This is a genomic window from Acinetobacter sp. YH12155 (assembly GCF_013418255.1).
GTDB classification, from domain to species: Bacteria; Pseudomonadota; Gammaproteobacteria; order Pseudomonadales; family Moraxellaceae; genus Acinetobacter; species Acinetobacter indicus.
This window is the reverse complement of sequence record NZ_VPCK01000020.1, coordinates 15,757-32,142: the sequence shown is the minus strand read 5'-3', so window position 1 is coordinate 32,142 and position 16,386 is coordinate 15,757. Positions and strand designations below refer to the sequence as shown.

At 48.8% G+C, this 16,386-nt stretch carries 15 protein-coding genes; 7 read left to right on the top strand and 8 right to left on the bottom strand.

Features of this window, described 5'->3' with window-relative positions:
- Positions 1-39: 39 nt before the first annotated feature.
- The 4 genes from FTU86_RS11645 to FTU86_RS11630 all read left to right on the top strand — a co-directional run bounded on the left by FTU86_RS11645 (position 40) and on the right by FTU86_RS11630 (position 3,172).
- Positions 40-888: a class II glutamine amidotransferase gene (locus FTU86_RS11645; protein WP_180048527.1), complete on the top strand. Its 849-nt coding sequence runs from the start codon at positions 40-42 to the stop codon at positions 886-888.
- A gap of 256 nt (positions 889-1,144) precedes the next feature.
- Positions 1,145-1,600: a bacteriohemerythrin gene (locus FTU86_RS11640; protein WP_005179777.1), complete on the top strand. Its 456-nt coding sequence runs from the start codon at positions 1,145-1,147 to the stop codon at positions 1,598-1,600.
- A 166-nt stretch (positions 1,601-1,766) separates the two neighbouring features.
- On the top strand, positions 1,767-2,849 hold the full coding sequence (locus FTU86_RS11635; protein WP_168407550.1) for a hypothetical protein: 1,083 nt from the start codon (positions 1,767-1,769) through the stop codon (positions 2,847-2,849).
- A complete protein-coding gene (locus FTU86_RS11630) occupies positions 2,849-3,172 on the top strand; it encodes an RnfH family protein (protein WP_005179774.1) in 324 nt (107 codons plus the stop codon). Before FTU86_RS11635 ends, FTU86_RS11630 begins: the two co-directional genes overlap by 1 nt.
- A gap of 42 nt (positions 3,173-3,214) precedes the next feature.
- Here FTU86_RS11630 and FTU86_RS11625 read toward each other — a convergent pair whose 3' ends face one another.
- Positions 3,215-3,613: an outer membrane protein assembly factor BamE gene (locus FTU86_RS11625; RefSeq protein ID WP_005179773.1), complete on the bottom strand. Its 399-nt coding sequence runs from the start codon at positions 3,611-3,613 to the stop codon at positions 3,215-3,217.
- A 112-nt stretch (positions 3,614-3,725) separates the two neighbouring features.
- On the opposite strand from FTU86_RS11625, the gene fur reads away from it, so the two are divergent.
- Positions 3,726-4,163, top strand: a complete 438-nt coding sequence (fur, locus tag FTU86_RS11620) for a ferric iron uptake transcriptional regulator (protein ID WP_005179771.1) — start codon at positions 3,726-3,728, stop codon at positions 4,161-4,163.
- 72 nt (positions 4,164-4,235) lie between these two features.
- Here the strand turns inward: fur and FTU86_RS11615 are convergent, their stop codons facing one another.
- The gene (locus FTU86_RS11615) at positions 4,236-5,354 is read right to left on the bottom strand and encodes a PilT/PilU family type 4a pilus ATPase (protein ID WP_180048525.1); all 1,119 of its coding nucleotides are present in this window, start codon (positions 5,352-5,354) and stop codon (positions 4,236-4,238) included.
- A 27-nt stretch (positions 5,355-5,381) separates the two neighbouring features.
- Positions 5,382-6,419 carry a type IV pilus twitching motility protein PilT gene (locus tag FTU86_RS11610; RefSeq protein WP_005179768.1) on the bottom strand — a complete coding sequence of 346 codons (1,038 nt, stop codon included), beginning with the start codon at positions 6,417-6,419 and terminating at the stop codon, positions 5,382-5,384.
- A gap of 123 nt (positions 6,420-6,542) precedes the next feature.
- Here FTU86_RS11610 and FTU86_RS11605 point away from each other — a divergent pair, with 123 nt between their 5' ends.
- Positions 6,543-7,229, top strand: a complete 687-nt coding sequence (locus tag FTU86_RS11605; protein ID WP_005179764.1) for a YggS family pyridoxal phosphate-dependent enzyme — start codon at positions 6,543-6,545, stop codon at positions 7,227-7,229.
- A 45-nt stretch (positions 7,230-7,274) separates the two neighbouring features.
- On the opposite strand, the gene FTU86_RS11600 is transcribed toward FTU86_RS11605, so the two are convergent.
- From FTU86_RS11600 to FTU86_RS11590, 3 genes are read right to left on the bottom strand one after another with little or no spacing between them, the layout of a single operon-like run.
- A complete protein-coding gene (locus FTU86_RS11600) occupies positions 7,275-8,372 on the bottom strand; it encodes an acyltransferase (RefSeq protein WP_104489467.1) in 1,098 nt (365 codons plus the stop codon).
- Between the two features lie 3 nt (positions 8,373-8,375).
- Complete coding sequence (locus tag FTU86_RS11595) at positions 8,376-11,981, bottom strand: AAA family ATPase (protein ID WP_180048526.1); 3,606 nt, start codon at positions 11,979-11,981, stop codon at positions 8,376-8,378.
- A gap of 9 nt (positions 11,982-11,990) precedes the next feature.
- Entirely contained in the window at positions 11,991-13,241 is a 1,251-nt protein-coding gene (locus FTU86_RS11590; RefSeq protein ID WP_075175173.1) for an exonuclease SbcCD subunit D C-terminal domain-containing protein, read from the bottom strand.
- A 407-nt stretch (positions 13,242-13,648) separates the two neighbouring features.
- Here FTU86_RS11590 and FTU86_RS11585 point away from each other — a divergent pair, with 407 nt between their 5' ends.
- The gene (locus FTU86_RS11585) at positions 13,649-14,098 is read left to right on the top strand and encodes an ABZJ_00895 family protein (RefSeq protein ID WP_180036591.1); all 450 of its coding nucleotides are present in this window, start codon (positions 13,649-13,651) and stop codon (positions 14,096-14,098) included.
- A 66-nt stretch (positions 14,099-14,164) separates the two neighbouring features.
- On the opposite strand, the gene thiO is transcribed toward FTU86_RS11585, so the two are convergent.
- Both thiO and hemB read right to left on the bottom strand, forming a co-directional pair.
- The gene (thiO, locus tag FTU86_RS11580) at positions 14,165-15,289 is read right to left on the bottom strand and encodes a glycine oxidase ThiO (protein WP_180036590.1); all 1,125 of its coding nucleotides are present in this window, start codon (positions 15,287-15,289) and stop codon (positions 14,165-14,167) included.
- A gap of 16 nt (positions 15,290-15,305) precedes the next feature.
- On the bottom strand, positions 15,306-16,319 hold the full coding sequence (gene hemB / locus FTU86_RS11575; protein WP_005179750.1) for a porphobilinogen synthase: 1,014 nt from the start codon (positions 16,317-16,319) through the stop codon (positions 15,306-15,308).
- Between the last annotated feature and the right edge of the window lie 67 nt (positions 16,320-16,386).

Sequence of the window (16,386 nt, the reverse complement as noted above, 5' to 3'; positions counted from 1 at the left end):
CACAATAAATGCAGTTTTAATCAGATGTTGAAGTCTTGTATGTGCCAGTTACTCGGAATGAATTGTGCAACACCTACTGATATTACCTTTTCATTTCGTGGTTTTTCACAACGTGCTGGCATAACTTCCGACCATAGTGATGGCTTTGGCATCGCCTTTTTTGAAGACAAGGCCTGCCGCTTATTTGTCGATAACCAGTCGGCAGTGGAATCGCCCATTGCCGAGCTGGTACGCAACTATCCAATTAAATCACGCAATGTGATTGCGCATATTCGCAAAGCCACGCAAGGCAAAATTACCCTGGAAAATTCCCATCCCTTTATTCGGGAGCTGTGGGGACGCCACTGGATTTTTGCCCATAATGGCGATTTACACCATTTTGATCCAGCCTTAAGCGGTCATTTTACCCCGGTGGGCAATACCGATAGCGAGCGGGCATTCTGTTATTTGCTCGATCAGATGGTACTGAAATTCGGTTTTGTGGAACCGTCTTTAGAGCAGCTCTTTGAACTGCTGACCGAAATTTCCCCGAAAATTGCCGAGCATGGCACCTTTAACTTCTGTCTGTCTAATGGTCAGGCGCTGTTTAGCTATGCCACCACCAAACTGCACTGGCTGGTGCGTGAATACCCGTTTAAACCGGCACAATTAATTGATATTGATGTCGAGGTCGATTTTAGCCAGGTTACCACACCGGAAGATCGGGTGGCGGTGATTACCACTGAACCGTTGACTCAAAATGAAACCTGGCAGGCTTTTAGCCCCGGCGAAATGATTTTATTCCAGCAGGGACAGCCGGTCAGAAAACAGCTGACTTATATTGAACGTTTGGAAAAAGAACGTCTGAATCCGGAATTAAAACGGATTACCCGCGCCGATCAATATTAATCTACTGTTGTATATTTTATTTTAAATAGTGCCGTATTTTATTTAAGTCTAAAAATACGGCAGAAAATAATAAAACGGTTAAATAATAACTGACTCTTTTACTCAGGTTAAAATAATATAAACATTATAAAACAAGGGTTTGTGTGAATTTGTTGGCAGAAACAGGAATCCCAAGTAAATCACTTCATTTTTATTTTAAATTAAATATGGCTACTATGCTCAAAGCTTATAAATCATTTGATTCAGGGGTGGTCGTATGAAAATGAAGTGGATTCCAGAATATAATACTGGCATCGATGTGATTGATGACCAACATAAACGTATTCTTGATTATATTAACGAAATTGTCGAGATTGGTGAAAATACCGATCGTGCCCGTATTAAACAGATTCTCGATAATATTATTGACTATACCCAGTCTCATTTTACCTTTGAAGAATCTTTACAAGAAGAAGCCGGTTATAAATACCGCGTACCACATAAACGCGTACATGACTTATTTATTAAAAAAATCGAGTCGTATCGTGAACGCTTTGAAATGGGGCATTCCATTGAAGGAGAACTGCACGAAGTGTTGTCAAAATGGTTAATTAACCATATTCAGCATGATGATGCAGATTATGTTGGCGCTGTAAAAGAAAATATGATGGGTATTATTCAGGAAAAAGAAAAGAAAAAAGGTAAAAACTGGTTTGCCCGTTTCTTCTCATAAACAGAATAAATTACTGCACAATTAATAAAACCAGAGAACAACAATATTGGACTAAAAACTAGCGCAGCAAACCATTGATGGCAATGGTTTGCTTTTTCTTTTTTAGTTTTTGATTTTCCCGGGTGACAAGGGCAAAATAGCGATAGATTTTTATTAGGAAAGCATCATGCAGGACAATGCTATGTCACGATGGTTATCGCCGCTGATGGCATTTTGTTTATCATTTATTCTGATTGCCACACTGGCACCGGTCACTGGCATTCAGCTGGAACGTCAACTGGACTTCTGGTTGCTGTGGTTGGGTACCATGCTGGTGCTGGCCTTGCCATTGACCTATATGGAAATTGCGCTGGCCAAGCGCTCAAAAACTACAGCCTTGCAGGCTCTATCCAGTTTGACCCGTGATGCCGATGCCTCTGCACAGTGGCGTCTGGTGGGCTGGCTGGCCGCGGTGTTTATTCCATTTTTAGCAGGCGCGATGCTGTTTAATGTCAGCCAAATGCTGACCCAGCTGGCACTGCCAACGATTCTACCGTTGTGGATTTTTATTGGCTTGGCACTGGTTGCCCTGGCATTGTCTTTTATTTCGCGTCTGCTGCTGCTTGGCCTGACTGCGGTCGGTGTGATTGCTGCCTTTATTCTGGCGCAAGTGATGGGTGCTCCGGTTGCTGAATGGCAAATGACCGCGCTTGAGTTTGGCGAGTGGGGCAATGCCACAGTACTGGCGTTGGTGGCTAGTGGCCTAGGTCTGGGTCTGTACTGGCAAACCAGTTTGCCGGCGGTACAACAGCAACAGGTGGCGACCAAAACCGTGTTCCCGATCTGGCTGGCGCAATTACTGGCCGTGGTTGCCTTTGCTTTCTTTGCCGCGACTGCCCAGCTACCCGCTTTTGCGCTGGCTTTTGCTGTGGTGATGGCTGCTGCGCTCATCCTGCAACTGGCACGTGAACAGTTGGCACAGCGTCAGATTGCAGTGGCAATTCAATGGATCATTCTGCTGGCAGCCACGTTGATCTGGGCCATTCCAGGTCTGGCCAGTGTGTTAAATCCGCTGCTGATGATCTGGGGCCTGGTGATTTGTCTGATTTATGCGATTTTCGCCGGTTGGATCATGAAAATCAGTCATTTGCGTAAATCCATGAACTTCAGCAGTGAAGCCTTTTATAACCTGTGGCGTATTGCCATCCGTATTGTCTTGCCACTGGCAATTATTGCTGCGCTGCTGGCCGTGATTGGACAAATGTTCTGATGACTGCGCAGTATGTCTGGGTGGCTTTTGCCTCAGCCGAACAGCAGTTTCATCTGGCAGTGCCGTATCAAAATGGCATGACTGCGCTGGATGCGATTCAGCAGAGCGGGATTAGCGAACAGGTCAGTTTGCCTGAACCGCTGCAACTGGGAATTTTTGGTAGCCGTTTAACCGATGCGCAGCAGCCACTGCAACCGGGTGACCGGGTCGAGATTTACCGGCCGCTGACCATTAATCCGAAAGATATCCGCCGCAAACGAGCAGCGAAAAACCCGGTGGGCCGCTATGCCAAAGGCAATCGCTTTAAGCAATTGAGTTCATAAGAAAAACCCCTCACTGAGGGGTTTCTTTTTATCTGAAAGGGGCTATAGTGGGGGCGCGGTTAAAATTGCTTCTTTTGAACCCGGTAAGCCTGGTTGCTGTTCAGGAATGGTTTCTAAACCTTCAATTTTCTGCACAATACCGGTTTGATCGAAGTAGATTTTTAAGTGTTGACCTTGTGCAGCGGGAATCTTGGCTTTTTTAGCATAGGTTCCTGGGATATAATGGTAAATATAGTCCCAACGTAAAGGATTCATTGGATCTGAAATGGTTGGGCTGCCCAGCAAAAAGCGGACCTGTTGGTGGCTCATGCCGACCTGAATTTTTGCAGCTTGTGCTTGGGTTAAGGGGGTGCCTTGAGGAATATCTACTTTATAAACGCCCAAGGTCGAACAACCCATGAGCAATGAAGTGACGAATAACGTCAACATGACTTTTTGCATTTTGCTACACTATCCCAATTAATTATTGATGCATTCGATCCAAGCATAGATCATACTGCATCTTAACTTTGTTGCATATTCCAACTTTAATTTTGTTGAGAGACCTTTTTTCATGCCTATTTCAAATCAAGATCTACGCAAAGCTGGCCTTAAAGTTACACTTCCACGAATTAAAATATTGGAATTATTAGAAAATTCAAGACAACATCACTTAAGCGCGGAAGATATTTACAAGACTTTACTCGAACAGGGTGAAGATGTGGGTTTAGCAACTGTGTATCGCGTGTTAACACAGTTTGAAGCCGCGGGGATTATCGAGCGTCATAATTTTGAAAATAATCATTCGGTTTTTGAAATTATGCAGGAAGATCACCACGACCACCTGGTATGCCAGAACTGTAATAAAGTGGTGGAATTTACCAACGACGTGATTGAACACGAACAGCATGAAGTGGCGAAAAAGTTTGGTTTTGAACTGACCGGTCACTCACTGAATTTATATGGCTACTGCGATGCGCCGGAATGCCGCGAAGCGTTCCGTAAAAAATAAGCGCAAAACTGCCCATCAATAAATCAACCCATAAAAACAGGCTGAAGATCAGCCTGTTTTTTTTGCCTAAAATTATTGCCCGTCGAAGGTAATATTCGAAGTGGCATGCATTAAACGCTCGCCGCCTTCTTCCGACAGCTTGATTTGCAGACGCAAATCGTTTGGTGAGTCAGCATGTTTCAGGGCATCTTTGTAGCTGATCTGCTTGGCTTTATACAGGTCATACAGGGCCTGGTCAAAGGTTTGCATACCCAACTCACGTGAACGCTTCATCAGGTCTTTAATTTCGTGCACATCGCCTTTACGGATTAAATCGGACACCAGTGGCGAGTTAATCAGCAGTTCAATCGCGGCACGACGTGAGTTGCCATCAATAGTAGGAATCAGCTGCTGTGCCACAATGGCTTTCAGGTTCAGTGATAAATCCATAAACAGCTGGCCATGACGGTCAGCCTCAAAGAAGTGGATAATCCGGTCAATGGCTTGGTTGGCGTTGTTGGCGTGCAGGGTGGCAAATACCAGGTGACCGGTTTCGGCAAAGGCAATTGCATAATCCATGGTTTCACGTGAACGGATCTCACCAATCAGGATCACATCTGGGGCCTGACGCAAGGTGTTTTTCAGTGCCACTTCAAACGAATCGGTATCAATGCCTACTTCACGCTGGGTAATAATACAGCCGGCGTGTTCGTGCACAAATTCAATCGGGTCTTCAATGGTGATGATATGACCTTTGGAATTCTGGTTACGATAACCAATAATTGACGCCAAAGAGGTCGATTTACCGGTACCGGTTGCCCCGACAAAGATGATGATGCCACGTTTGGTCATGGCCAGATCTTTTAAAATTGGCGGCAGTTTCAGTTCTTCCATGGTCGGAATTTTGGTTTCAATCCGACGCAGCACCATGCCCGGTTCATCACGCTGCTGAAAAGCGCTGACACGGAAACGTGCGCTTTTATCACGGTTGGTGATGGCAAAGTTACATTCACGGGTATCGGCAAATTCCTTGCGCTGCTTGTCGGTCATAATCGAGTTGAGCAGCTGGCTGACAATTTCCCCGGTCAGTTTGGATTTGGCCACTGGCACAATCTGGCCGTTAATTTTCATGGAAGGCTCAACATCGGCCGTAATAAACAGGTCCGATGCTTTTTGCTGAATCATTAAATTCAATAAATCATTAAAGTCCATAGCGCTGTCCTGGCTTCCTGCACACGATTAGAGGAACGATTCTGGCTGTTTCGCCACAGTACGCGCGGTCTGTGGACTGATCACGCCACGGCTGACCAGGGCTTTTAGGCTCTGGTCCAGCGTACTCATACCGTAGTTGGCACCGGTTTGAATGGCCGAGTACATCTGTGCAACCTTGTTTTCACGAATCAGGTTACGGATGGCCGGAATCCCGATCATGATTTCATGCGCCGCCACACGGCCACCGCCATTTTTCTTGAGCAGGGTTTGGGAAATGACCGCCTGTAACGATTCAGACAGCATGGCACGTACCATGTCTTTTTCTTCGGCCGGGAAGACGTCAATCACACGGTCAATGGTTTTTGCCGCCGAGGTGGTGTGCAGGGTACCAAAGACCAGGTGACCGGTTTCTGCCGCAGTAAGTGCTAAACGGATGGTTTCCAGGTCACGCATCTCACCGACCAGAATAATATCCGGGTCTTCACGCAGCGCCGAACGTAGTGCTTCGTTAAAGCCGTGGGTATCACGATGCACTTCACGCTGGTTGACCAGACATTTTTTAGACTGATGCACAAATTCAATCGGGTCTTCCACGGTCAGGATGTGGTCATAGCGATTGTCATTGATATAGTCAATCATCGCCGCCAGGGTGGTGGATTTACCCGAACCCGTCGGCCCCGTGACCAGCACTAGACCACGTGGATAGTCACAGATATCTCTAAAGATTTGACCCATTCCCAAATCTTCAATGGTCAGCACTTTAGAGGGAATGGTACGAAACACCGCGCCTGCACCGCGGTTCTGGTTAAATGCGTTAACACGGAAACGCGCCACGCCCGGGACTTCAAACGAGAAGTCGGTTTCCAGGTTATCTTCATAATCACGGCGCTGTTTGTCGTTCATGATGTCATAGACCAGCTTGTGGACTTCTTTATGTTCCAAGGCGGGCAAATTGATGCGGCGTACTTCACCATCCACACGAATCAGTGGCGGCATGCCTGCCGACAGGTGTAAATCCGATGCCCCATTTTTTGCCGAAAAGGCCAATAGTTCTGTAATATCCATAAGTTCCCCGAGATCATATAAATCTTAATTATTTTGTTAGAATAATACGGCTTTCCCTCAGCTTAACCAACACCTAGCACGAGGGCAAAGTAAAAAAGATGAATGAAAATGAGAACCGCATCAATGAATAGCCTGCAAAAATCGCGTCAACATGTGTTAGAACAAATTCAGCATGCCTGTCAGCAGGCGCAGCGTGACCCGGCAGAGGTCCAGCTGCTGGCGGTTTCCAAAACCCATCCGAGTGCTGTGTTGCAGGAAATGTACCAGACCGGACAGCGAGCCTTTGGCGAAAACTATTTACAGGAAGCGCTGGAAAAAATTGAGGCGCTGCAGGATTTAGAGATTGAGTGGCATTTTATTGGCCATGTGCAGCGCAACAAAACCAAACATCTGGCTGAAAAATTTGCCTGGGTGCATGGGGTAGACCGGCTGATTATTGCTGAGCGCTTGTCCAATCAGCGCAGCGATCAGCAGGCGCCACTGAATATCTGCCTGCAGGTCAATATTGATGGACAGGATAGCAAAGATGGCTGTAGCCCTGGCGAAGTACCGGCGCTGGTCGAGCAGATCAGTCGGTTGCCGAATTTACGTTTACGTGGCCTGATGGTGATTCCGGCACCAAATAACACTGCCGCCTTTCAGGATGCCAAACAACTGTTTGATACGGTCAAGGCGCAACATGCACAGCCTGCAGATTGGGATACGTTAAGTATGGGCATGTCCGGTGATTTAAATGCAGCAATTGCCGCAGGTTCGACCATGGTGCGGATTGGTACGGCATTATTTGGTGCGCGCGATTATTCGAAATAATGCTGCATCACAATATTCAGCTTATTGTTTGACATCACAGTCTGCTTAGGACAAGTGTCGTTCAATCCGGCGTGGTGGCTCCAGTTTTTGCGCCACCAGCCAGGCAAAACCAATCAGCACCGCCATTGTGATAATCAGGCTGAGCAGAGCTACTCCTAAACCGTGCTGCAGCGTAAACGGAAAACAGCCCAGGATAAAAATCAGCAACGGGAAATGGGTGATATACAGGGTATAGGAAAACTGCGCGGAAGCCGGCCAGATCACCTGAATCTGCCGTTCACCACGCGCCAGTTGTAGCAGCCAGCAGGCCGCTGCAATCCCGATACACAGGTTAAACAGCCTGAAATTTTCGCCAGTATAGTACTGCGCCAGATAAATGGAGTGAAACTGGTAGGCATCAAACAGGGCAATCAGCACCGCCAAGAGCAGAAAACCGGATTTAAAATAGTGCAGTTGGGCGGCTGGAATCTGTTTGCTCCATGCCGGACTGGCAAAAGCAAAAGCCAACAACCAGACCAGAAAATAAATCAGGAACTGGATATTGAGCAGGCTTAAGCCAAGCAGCAGGGTTAAAAACAGCAGGATGCTCCCAGGTCTGAATGTCACCAGACAACCGGCCAGAACATAAAACCAGACTTCATAACTCAGGCTCCAGAGGGCAGCATTGGCCGATACGGTCGGCGTTACAAAACCATTGACGAAAAACAGTGAACCGAGAAAATCGGCTGCACTAATGTCATAGCTGTGCCGGATCATAAAGCTTTGGCTCGCCTCAATGTTATGGGAGCCGGATGCAAAGAAATAGGGCGCCAGTGCATACAATAACAAGGTCAGCAACATGGCAAATAAAAATGGTCCCAGAATACGCTGGCAGCGTTGCCGGCTATAGGCCAAGCCTGAAAACTGTCGATGGCGATGGATATTGTGACGGATGGAATGTCCAATCAGATAGCCGCTTAGAACAAAGAACATCATCACTGCGGCTTGTCCGAGCAGACGCACACCCGAATAGAGGGTTTGATCCAGCGGACCAATAAAGGCCTGAAAACAGTGGCTGAACAGCACCAGAATGGCACTCCATCCGCGCAGGCTTTCCAGCTGCAGGCTGAGCTGCGGCGAGAGCGGACGATAGTGCCAGAACATGGTCTAACCTACGATCTGCAGGGTACTGGCCCCAGCACCAATTGGTTTGACCTGAATTTGGACCGGAATCCGTTCGTGAATTTCCTGAATATGGGAAATCAGCACCACTTTACGGCCCTGGCTTTGCAGCCGGTCGAGCGCATTCATGACCATATGTAGCGAGGCCGGATCGAGCGTCCCAAAGCCTTCATCAATAAACAGCGATTCCAGTTTCATGGAGCCGGAGGCCATATTGGCAATGGCCAGTGCCAGCGCCAGTGATACCAGGAAGGTTTCACCCCCCGATAAAGACAGTACCGGCCGGATTTCGCCATTCATGTCATGATCCAGAATCGCGAGGCCCAGACTGTTGGGAATACGTTGTAGCTGATAACGCGGCGCCAGTGGCTGCAGTTGCTGGTTGGCATGTTCCACCAGAATATCCAGATGATGTTCCTGGGCAATTTTCTGGAATTTGGTGCCTTCCTTGCTGCCAATTAAATCGGCAATCCGGCCCCAGCGATATTCTTCAGCCTGAATTTTTTCAATCTGGCTCTGGAATTTGGACAGTTGTGCCTGCGCCTGTTGCTGCATGCGTAACTGGGTTTCCAGCTGGTTAAACTGCTCCTGCAAGCTGTTTTTTTCTTGTTCCAGCTGTTCCAGTTGGGTGGTCACCTCATCATAGCTGGCAGTTGGTTGCTGGGCCTGATGCTGCTGGAATTGCTCCTGCAATACATCCAGCGCACTTTGTGCACTGAGCATGGCTTGCTGCTGTTGCTGGATGGCCTGACGCATGGCCTGCCAGCTGGCCAGATCAATACCCAGACACTGCTCAATCTTCTCGGCAGTGAACTGTGGATGCTGGCTTTGCCACTGCTGAATGTTGTGCTGTAGCTGCTGTACACTTTCCAGAAGCTGCTGCTGGCGTGTATGCAGGTCTTGCTGTTTCAGCTGCGCCTGCTGGAATTGCTGTTCCAGCTGACGGCAGTGCAGGTGTTGCTGTTCTACCTGCTGCTGGAGTTGTTGCTGCTGCTCTCGTAACAGCTGCTGCCAGGCTTTGCCGGTATCCAGCACCTGTCCAGCATGTTGCTGGCTGAGATCACGTACCTGCTGGCGCAACTGGCTGCCTTGAGTTTGTGCATGGGTAAGGTCATTGCTCAGCTGTTGCTGTTGCTGCTGATAGAACTGTAGTTGCTGTTCGCCGTCTTTGATCTGGCGCTGTAATTCCTGCTGCTGTTGCAGGCATTGCTCGCGCTGTTGCAGGTATTGAGTCCGGCTGCTCAGCAGGGCAATAAGAGTCTGACACATCTCGGCCTGGTTCGCCCATTGCGCTTGCTGGGCTGGTTCCAGTGCCTGGGTAACCGGTTCAATCAGTTGTTCCAGCTGCTGGAATTGCTGACAGAGTAACTGCAGGGACTGAATCTGTTGCTGCAAATGTTGCAGCTGCTGGGTCTGGCTTTTCAGCTGTTGCTGGCGAGTTTTTAGCTGCTGTAACTGCTGTTGCTGCTGATTTAGCTTGTGTTGCAGTGTGGTCTGCAAGGCGGTCAGATCGTGTGCTGTATCATCCAGCTGTGTGCTTGGGCTGAGCTTTTGAACCTGCTGCAGTTTCTGTTGCACATTGTCTTGAAGCTGGCTAGAGCGTAGCTGTTTCTGTTCCAGCAGGGTTTGCTGTTTGGAATGTTGTAGTTGTAATTGCTGGAGCTGCTGCTGGCACTGCTGTTCCTGCTGCTGGGCCTGTTGTAACTGGGTGTCCTGCACCGACTGCAGTGCAGATTCCAGCAAATCCTGATGACTGACAAATGGATGCTCAGTGCTACCGCAGACCATACACGGCTGTTCTGCTTGCAGCTGCTGACGCAACTCCTGCACACTTTGTGCCTGCAATAAACGCTGCTGGGCAAAAATCTGTTCCAGCTGTTCACGTGCCGTCTGGGCATTCTGGTAGTGCTGCTGTGCTTCAGTTTGCGCCTGTTGCAAGCTGCTTAGCTCGGCCTGAAGCTGGGTCATGTGCTGCTGTAATTGCTGCTGTTCCTGCTGCTCGTTCAGCATGTGTTGTAACAGGAACAGGGCTTGTTCCAGCTGCTGGCTGTGTTGCTGGTGCTGTACCTGCTGCTGTTCCAGTTCTGTGGCTTGCTGTTCCAGTTCAGCCATTGAGCCGGCCTGCTGGAGCGCATCGGCCTGTTGCTGTTTTACATCATCTAGCTGCTGTTGCAACTGGGCCAGTGAACTGTGCGCATGTGTCGGTGCCTGCTGCTGTAGCTGTTGCTGCAGTTTCTGAAATTGCTGCAAGCGTTGCAAAATACTGTGCGGCTCACGGTCAAATACTGCCAGAAAGGCATGCTGGACCGATTGCTGTTCCAGATGTTCTAAATGCGTATGCAACTGCTGTAAGTGCTGTTGCTGGCCGTGCTGCTGGGTGGTTAGTGGCGTAATTTTTTCATGTTGAATCTGTTTCAGCTGGGCATCGGCTTCTTTATAGCGCTGAATCAGATGCTCAATCTGGCCATCCAGCTGTAGTGCCTGTTCTAACACGGGTTGTAACTGTAGCTGTTCTTTCTGCTGTTGTTGCGCGCTGTGCTGCAATTGTTCCAGCTGCTGCTGTGCCTGCTGATGCTGCTGTTCACAGTGTTGATATTCCGGCTGGAATTGCTCAAGTTGCTGCGCCAGCTGTTGCTGTTGCAACTGTTGCTGGCGCTGCTGCAGATACTGTTCACGAATTTCCTGAAACTGGTCCAGCTGCACCAGCAGGTCACGCTGCGGCTGCATTTTCTGGTTGGCATCGACCTGCACCAGATAAAATTCTTTTTTGGCCTGAATTTCACTGTGCAGACGATGCTGCTGCTTGTACCAGCTTAAATCATTCAGCAGCAGTTTTTCGCTTTGCAGTTTTTCATGCAGACTCAGTTTGCTCTGGGCATGCTGCTGTTGCAGGGCTTGTAGCTGTTCATCACTGAGCAGGTCAATATGCCCCATCAGCTGTTGTAACTGTTCTTTTTCGCTGCGAATCTGGCGGATTTTTTCAAAGGCTTTCTGACTGACCAGACTGAAAATATGGGAATTGGTCAGATATTCCAGCAAGTCGGCACGGTCCTGATCTTTAGCCTTTAAAAATGCACCCACTTCAGACTGGGCCAGCAAGACGGCGCGGGTAAACTGCTCAAAACTCAGCCCAATCAGCTTTTCAACAGTCGGGGTGCATTCCGAAATTTTCTGGGTCAGCACGCGCTGATCTTCCACAGCAGTAATCGCGCGTTCGACTTTTAAATTGCCATCGACCTTGTTACGGGCGCGGCGCACTTCCCAGCGCGCCAGATAACGCTTTTGATCCAGCGCAATAAATTCCAGTTCGGCAAAGCCTTGGGTACAGCCGCGGCGCAGAATATTTTTAGAATCTTTAATCGAGATGCCCTGACCGCTGGCATCTTTAAGCGCCCCGGCGGCGCCGTTTAAACGCGGAATCTGGTCATATAGTGCCAGACACATGGCATCAAGCAGGGTCGATTTACCGGCCCCGGTTTTTCCGGTAATCGCAATCAGGCCAGCATGTGCCAAAGGTGCGCTTTCAAAGTTGATGTCTTGGGTGCCGGCAATAGAAGCCAGATTGTTCAGACTTAAACGTAAAATTTTCATGTCTGATCCTTATGGCTGTTCTTGTTCAAGGCTGTGCTGCGCTTCAATCAGCAGCTGCATAAAATCTCGCTCGACCGAAGCATCCGGCTGATAGCCCATTTTGCTCCATAGCTGTTTGAATAAGCTGTCTGGTGTGGGCGGTGCCAGATCAATTTTGGACTGATCTGCGGTCTGATCTTCCTGCGGGCTATAGACCCGGCAAATGCGTAACAGGCGATAGCGCTGTTCAGGCAAGGTCTGTTCAATCTGCTGGCGTAAATCGACCGGTGGTGGTACATCGGTGCTGTATTCAATTTCCAGATAATCACGCTGGCAGATGCGTTCCACCGTACCTTGCGGGAGGGCTTTCAGTTGCTGAAACACTTCATCCAGACTGCCGCGAATACGGTGCAGCTGTACACTGCGCGGAATCAGCAGTGAGCCCAGTTGCAGGCGCTGTTCGGGCGCAGCCTGCGGGTCAATCTTGACCTCGAGCACCTGATGCTTGTACTGGATTTCACTAAAAGACAGCGGAATTGGAGAGCCGCTATAGCGGATATGTGGATGCTGGACTTTTTGCGGTTTATGCAGATGCCCCAGCGCGACATAGTCAATCACATCATCAAATAGGGCAGTGGAAAGTGCTTCTTCATGACCAATAATGATCGGCCGTTCTGAATCTGAGGTTTCGCCACCTTGCATATGCGCATGTGACATCAGGATTAGTGCCTGATCTTCCGTTTTACGGCGTTTGGCTTCGGCAATCAACTGCTGATGTAAATAGGCAATCGCATTCTGGGCGTTCTGGGTCTGCTCATTCAGTCCGGTAATTTCCGCAGTGCGCAAAAACGGCAGGGTCAGACACCAGGCAATAATCGTATTTTCGGCATCATAAATTGGTACCAGTAAACGGTCGAGATCCAGCTGGTTGTCGGCATTGCGCTGAATCACCCCAACCGCCTTGGCCTTAAACTTGGCCAGCAACGGTTCCACCTGTTCAATGCGGTAGCCGGAGTCATGGTTACCGGCAATCATCAGGGTTTGCATGTGCGGTGCAATGGCATGAGCATCGGCCAGAAACTGGTACAGCTGGCGCTGCGCGCTGGAGGCTGGGTTAATCACATCAAAAATATCCCCGGCAATAAACAGGGCATTCGGCTGTTTTTCCTGGATTTGTTCTAATAACCAGTCTAAAAACTGTGCATGTTCATATTCACGATCGTGGTTATGGAAAAATTGCCCCAAATGCCAATCTGACGTATGAAAAAAATGCACTGCCATGTCATCAACCTGTTTTGCTTTAGGCAAGCATACTATAGCTGAGGGCGAAATTTAAAATTCTGTACCGATAGAAAACGCTGACGTTTAATCTTTATTGTCCTGAAGATGTGTGCTGCTCACCAGCAAAGGCCAGACAAATAAAAGCCGACGATTCGAGTGATGATAAATCGTCGGCCAAATAAAAAGTGCGATGAACAAAGCATTTGGCTGCTATACAAAAACTTGATTCACATTCGCTTATTGCTTTAGCAAAGCTTCCCGAAAAATTTGTGGATGCCGTTACAAATTCGCCGGAGATGAAGCTTGTGCCCTATATAACGCCTGTTCGGGCACAACGGTTGACAGGATCATGCAAAAAAAATCAATTTTTTTTATACTAGTTGCTTATGGCTCAGGTAGACAGTTTAATGATTTCTCTAACACGTTATTTTTTCTGGTTTTTATTTTTCTGTCTGATCTTTACCTGTATCTGCGGGGTACTGGCTGCATTGTTACCGGCAGGTGTGGGCGGCATTTTAACCGCAGTGCCTTACTTGGTTGCCATGATCTGGGTGCTGTTTAAATTTTTAAAACAGCAGCAGCGCGCACCGTCTCAGGCCGAGCGTAAAAAGCTGACCTTGGGTTTTAGCCTGATTTTCTGGGGCTATAATCTGGCCTTTTTATTACTCGGCATCTGGATTTTTTCCCGTCAGAGCCCAACCATCTGGCAGGATTTTTTGCTGTATTTACAGCAGCCGCAATTTTTAAGCGTGGTGGTGATTATGTGGTTATTAATTGCCATTCCGCTGTATCTGCTGACGTACTGGTTTTATGGCAAACAGGCGCAGCGGATGGCGGCGAAAATGTTTGGTTCATAGCATCAGGGCTAAATCATCTGGTGTATTTCCCTTCGCCTCATCTCGGGTAGGGGAATCGATCCGATCTTAACTGGCCAGGGCAGCGCGCTGTAAACGGGCCGGACTATAAGCCTCCGGAGATACATCTGGGGGCTGGCCCAATAGCAGTTGACGCAGCAAACGCGCAGAGGCTGGTGCCATACATAAGCCATTGCGGAAATGGCCAAAATTGGCCCACAGATTGTCAAACTCCGGCATCAAGCCAATATAGGGAATACCGCCGTCTGGTGAGCCAGGGCGTAAACCGGCCCATTGCTTGATGATGGGCAGGTCTTTTAAGGCTGGCACCATGGCATAGCTGGCCTCCAGAATATTGGCCGTGGTATCGGCATTCAAACGGGTATCAAAGCCCTGTTCTGCCATACTGGAACCACAGACAATATGGCCGTCCTGACGCGGAATCAGATACATGACTTGATTCATGCACATGGTGGGCAGCCAGTTTTCAGGAGTTTTAAACAGTACCATCTGTCCATGTACCGGACGTACCGGAATCTGTACATCAAGCTGCTCGGCCCAGCGCGCTGACCAGGCGCCGGTGGTCAAGACATAGTCATCGGCCTGATAACGCTGTCCGGTCTGATCAACAATGGCGCGTACTTGCTGACCGTGCAGTTCTAGGCGTTCAATCGGGCAGTGTTCAAACAGCTGCACCCGTGGATGCTGCTTTAAATAGCACAGAATTGACTGTAATAAACGCGGATTACGCACATTGGCCAGCTGCGGGAAATAGATGGCCTGCTGGAACTGGGCGGAAATATGTGGATTCAGTTGATGCAGTTTGGTGCTGTGCAGATGCTCTGCCTGCTGCATCGGTTGCTGAAACTGCTCGGCGAAATTCAGGCCAATGTCAAAATCGCTTTCATCAAAAATCAGCATACCGGTTTCATGGATCTGAAAATCAATGCCGGTGTCAGGCTGAAGTTTGGCATTCCAGCGCAGATATTCAGTCTTGGCTGATTGCGCCAGCACATTCACCGCTGCCGGATAACGCCACGGATACATTGGAGAGAGAATACCACCACCGGCCCAGGAAGCGGCCTGACCGGATTGCTGCTGATCAAAAATACTGACCGAGCAGCCCTGTTCCAATAGCTCCAGCGCCGACATCAGTCCACTAATGCCGGCGCCAATCATGGCAATGTGCTTCATTGCAGTGGCAATATCCTTATTTCATGTCTTTGAGTTTGAGTGCGGCTTCTTCTGCAAAGTAGGTCCAGATCCCATCGGCACCGGCACGGCGGCAGCTCATCAGCGATTCAATGATCACGCTGTCGGATAACCAGCCATTTTGAATGGCAGCAGCCAGCATCGCGTATTCGCCACTGACCTGATAAACAAAGGTTGGCACAGCAAAGGTATCTTTGACTTCACGGACAATATCTAGATATGGCATACCTGGTTTGACAATGACCATGTCGGCGCCTTCCTGAATATCCAGCGCGATTTCATGCAGCGCTTCTGCACGGTTGCCAATATCCATCTGGTAATTGTATTTATTGCCGCCTTTTAAATTGCTGGCCGAGCCGACGGCATCCCGGAACGGGCCATAAAAGCTGGAAGCATATTTGGCCGAGTAAGCCATGATGTTGGTATAGATATGACCTTGTGCTTCCAGTGCCTGACGGATAGCACCAATACGGCCATCCATCATGTCGCTTGGTGCCACCACATCGGCACCAGCTTCGGCATGGCTTAAGCATTGCTTGATTAAGGCTGCTACGGTTTCATCATTCAGCACATAACCGCTGTCATCAATAATGCCGTCCTGACCATGAGTGGTGTACGGATCGAGGGCGCCATCGGTAATCAGCACCATCTCCGGGAGTTCTTTTTTCAGTAAACGGACCGTACTTTGTACCAGGCCATCTTCGCGCCAGGCGGCTTCGGCGGTCAGGCTTTTATCTTCTTGTGGGGTGACCGGAAACAGCGCCAGTTTAGACACGCCCAGTTCCAGCAGGCGTTCGGCTTTTTTCAGCAGCAGATCGGCCGACAGGCGCTGAATGTTGGGCATGCTTGGAATATCTTGGGTCTGGTTTTGACCGGGTAAAACAAATACTGGATAAATGAGATGATCAACCGTGAGCTGGGTTTCTCGCACCATGGCACGTAGCTGGTCATTTTTACGGATACGACGCATACGAGTGGCAGGAAATGCGGGACGATTGAACGTATAAGTCATAACAATCTCACTGATCAGTATTAAACTAGGCAATATTGTAGACCCATAAACAGGATTGTGGGGCAAA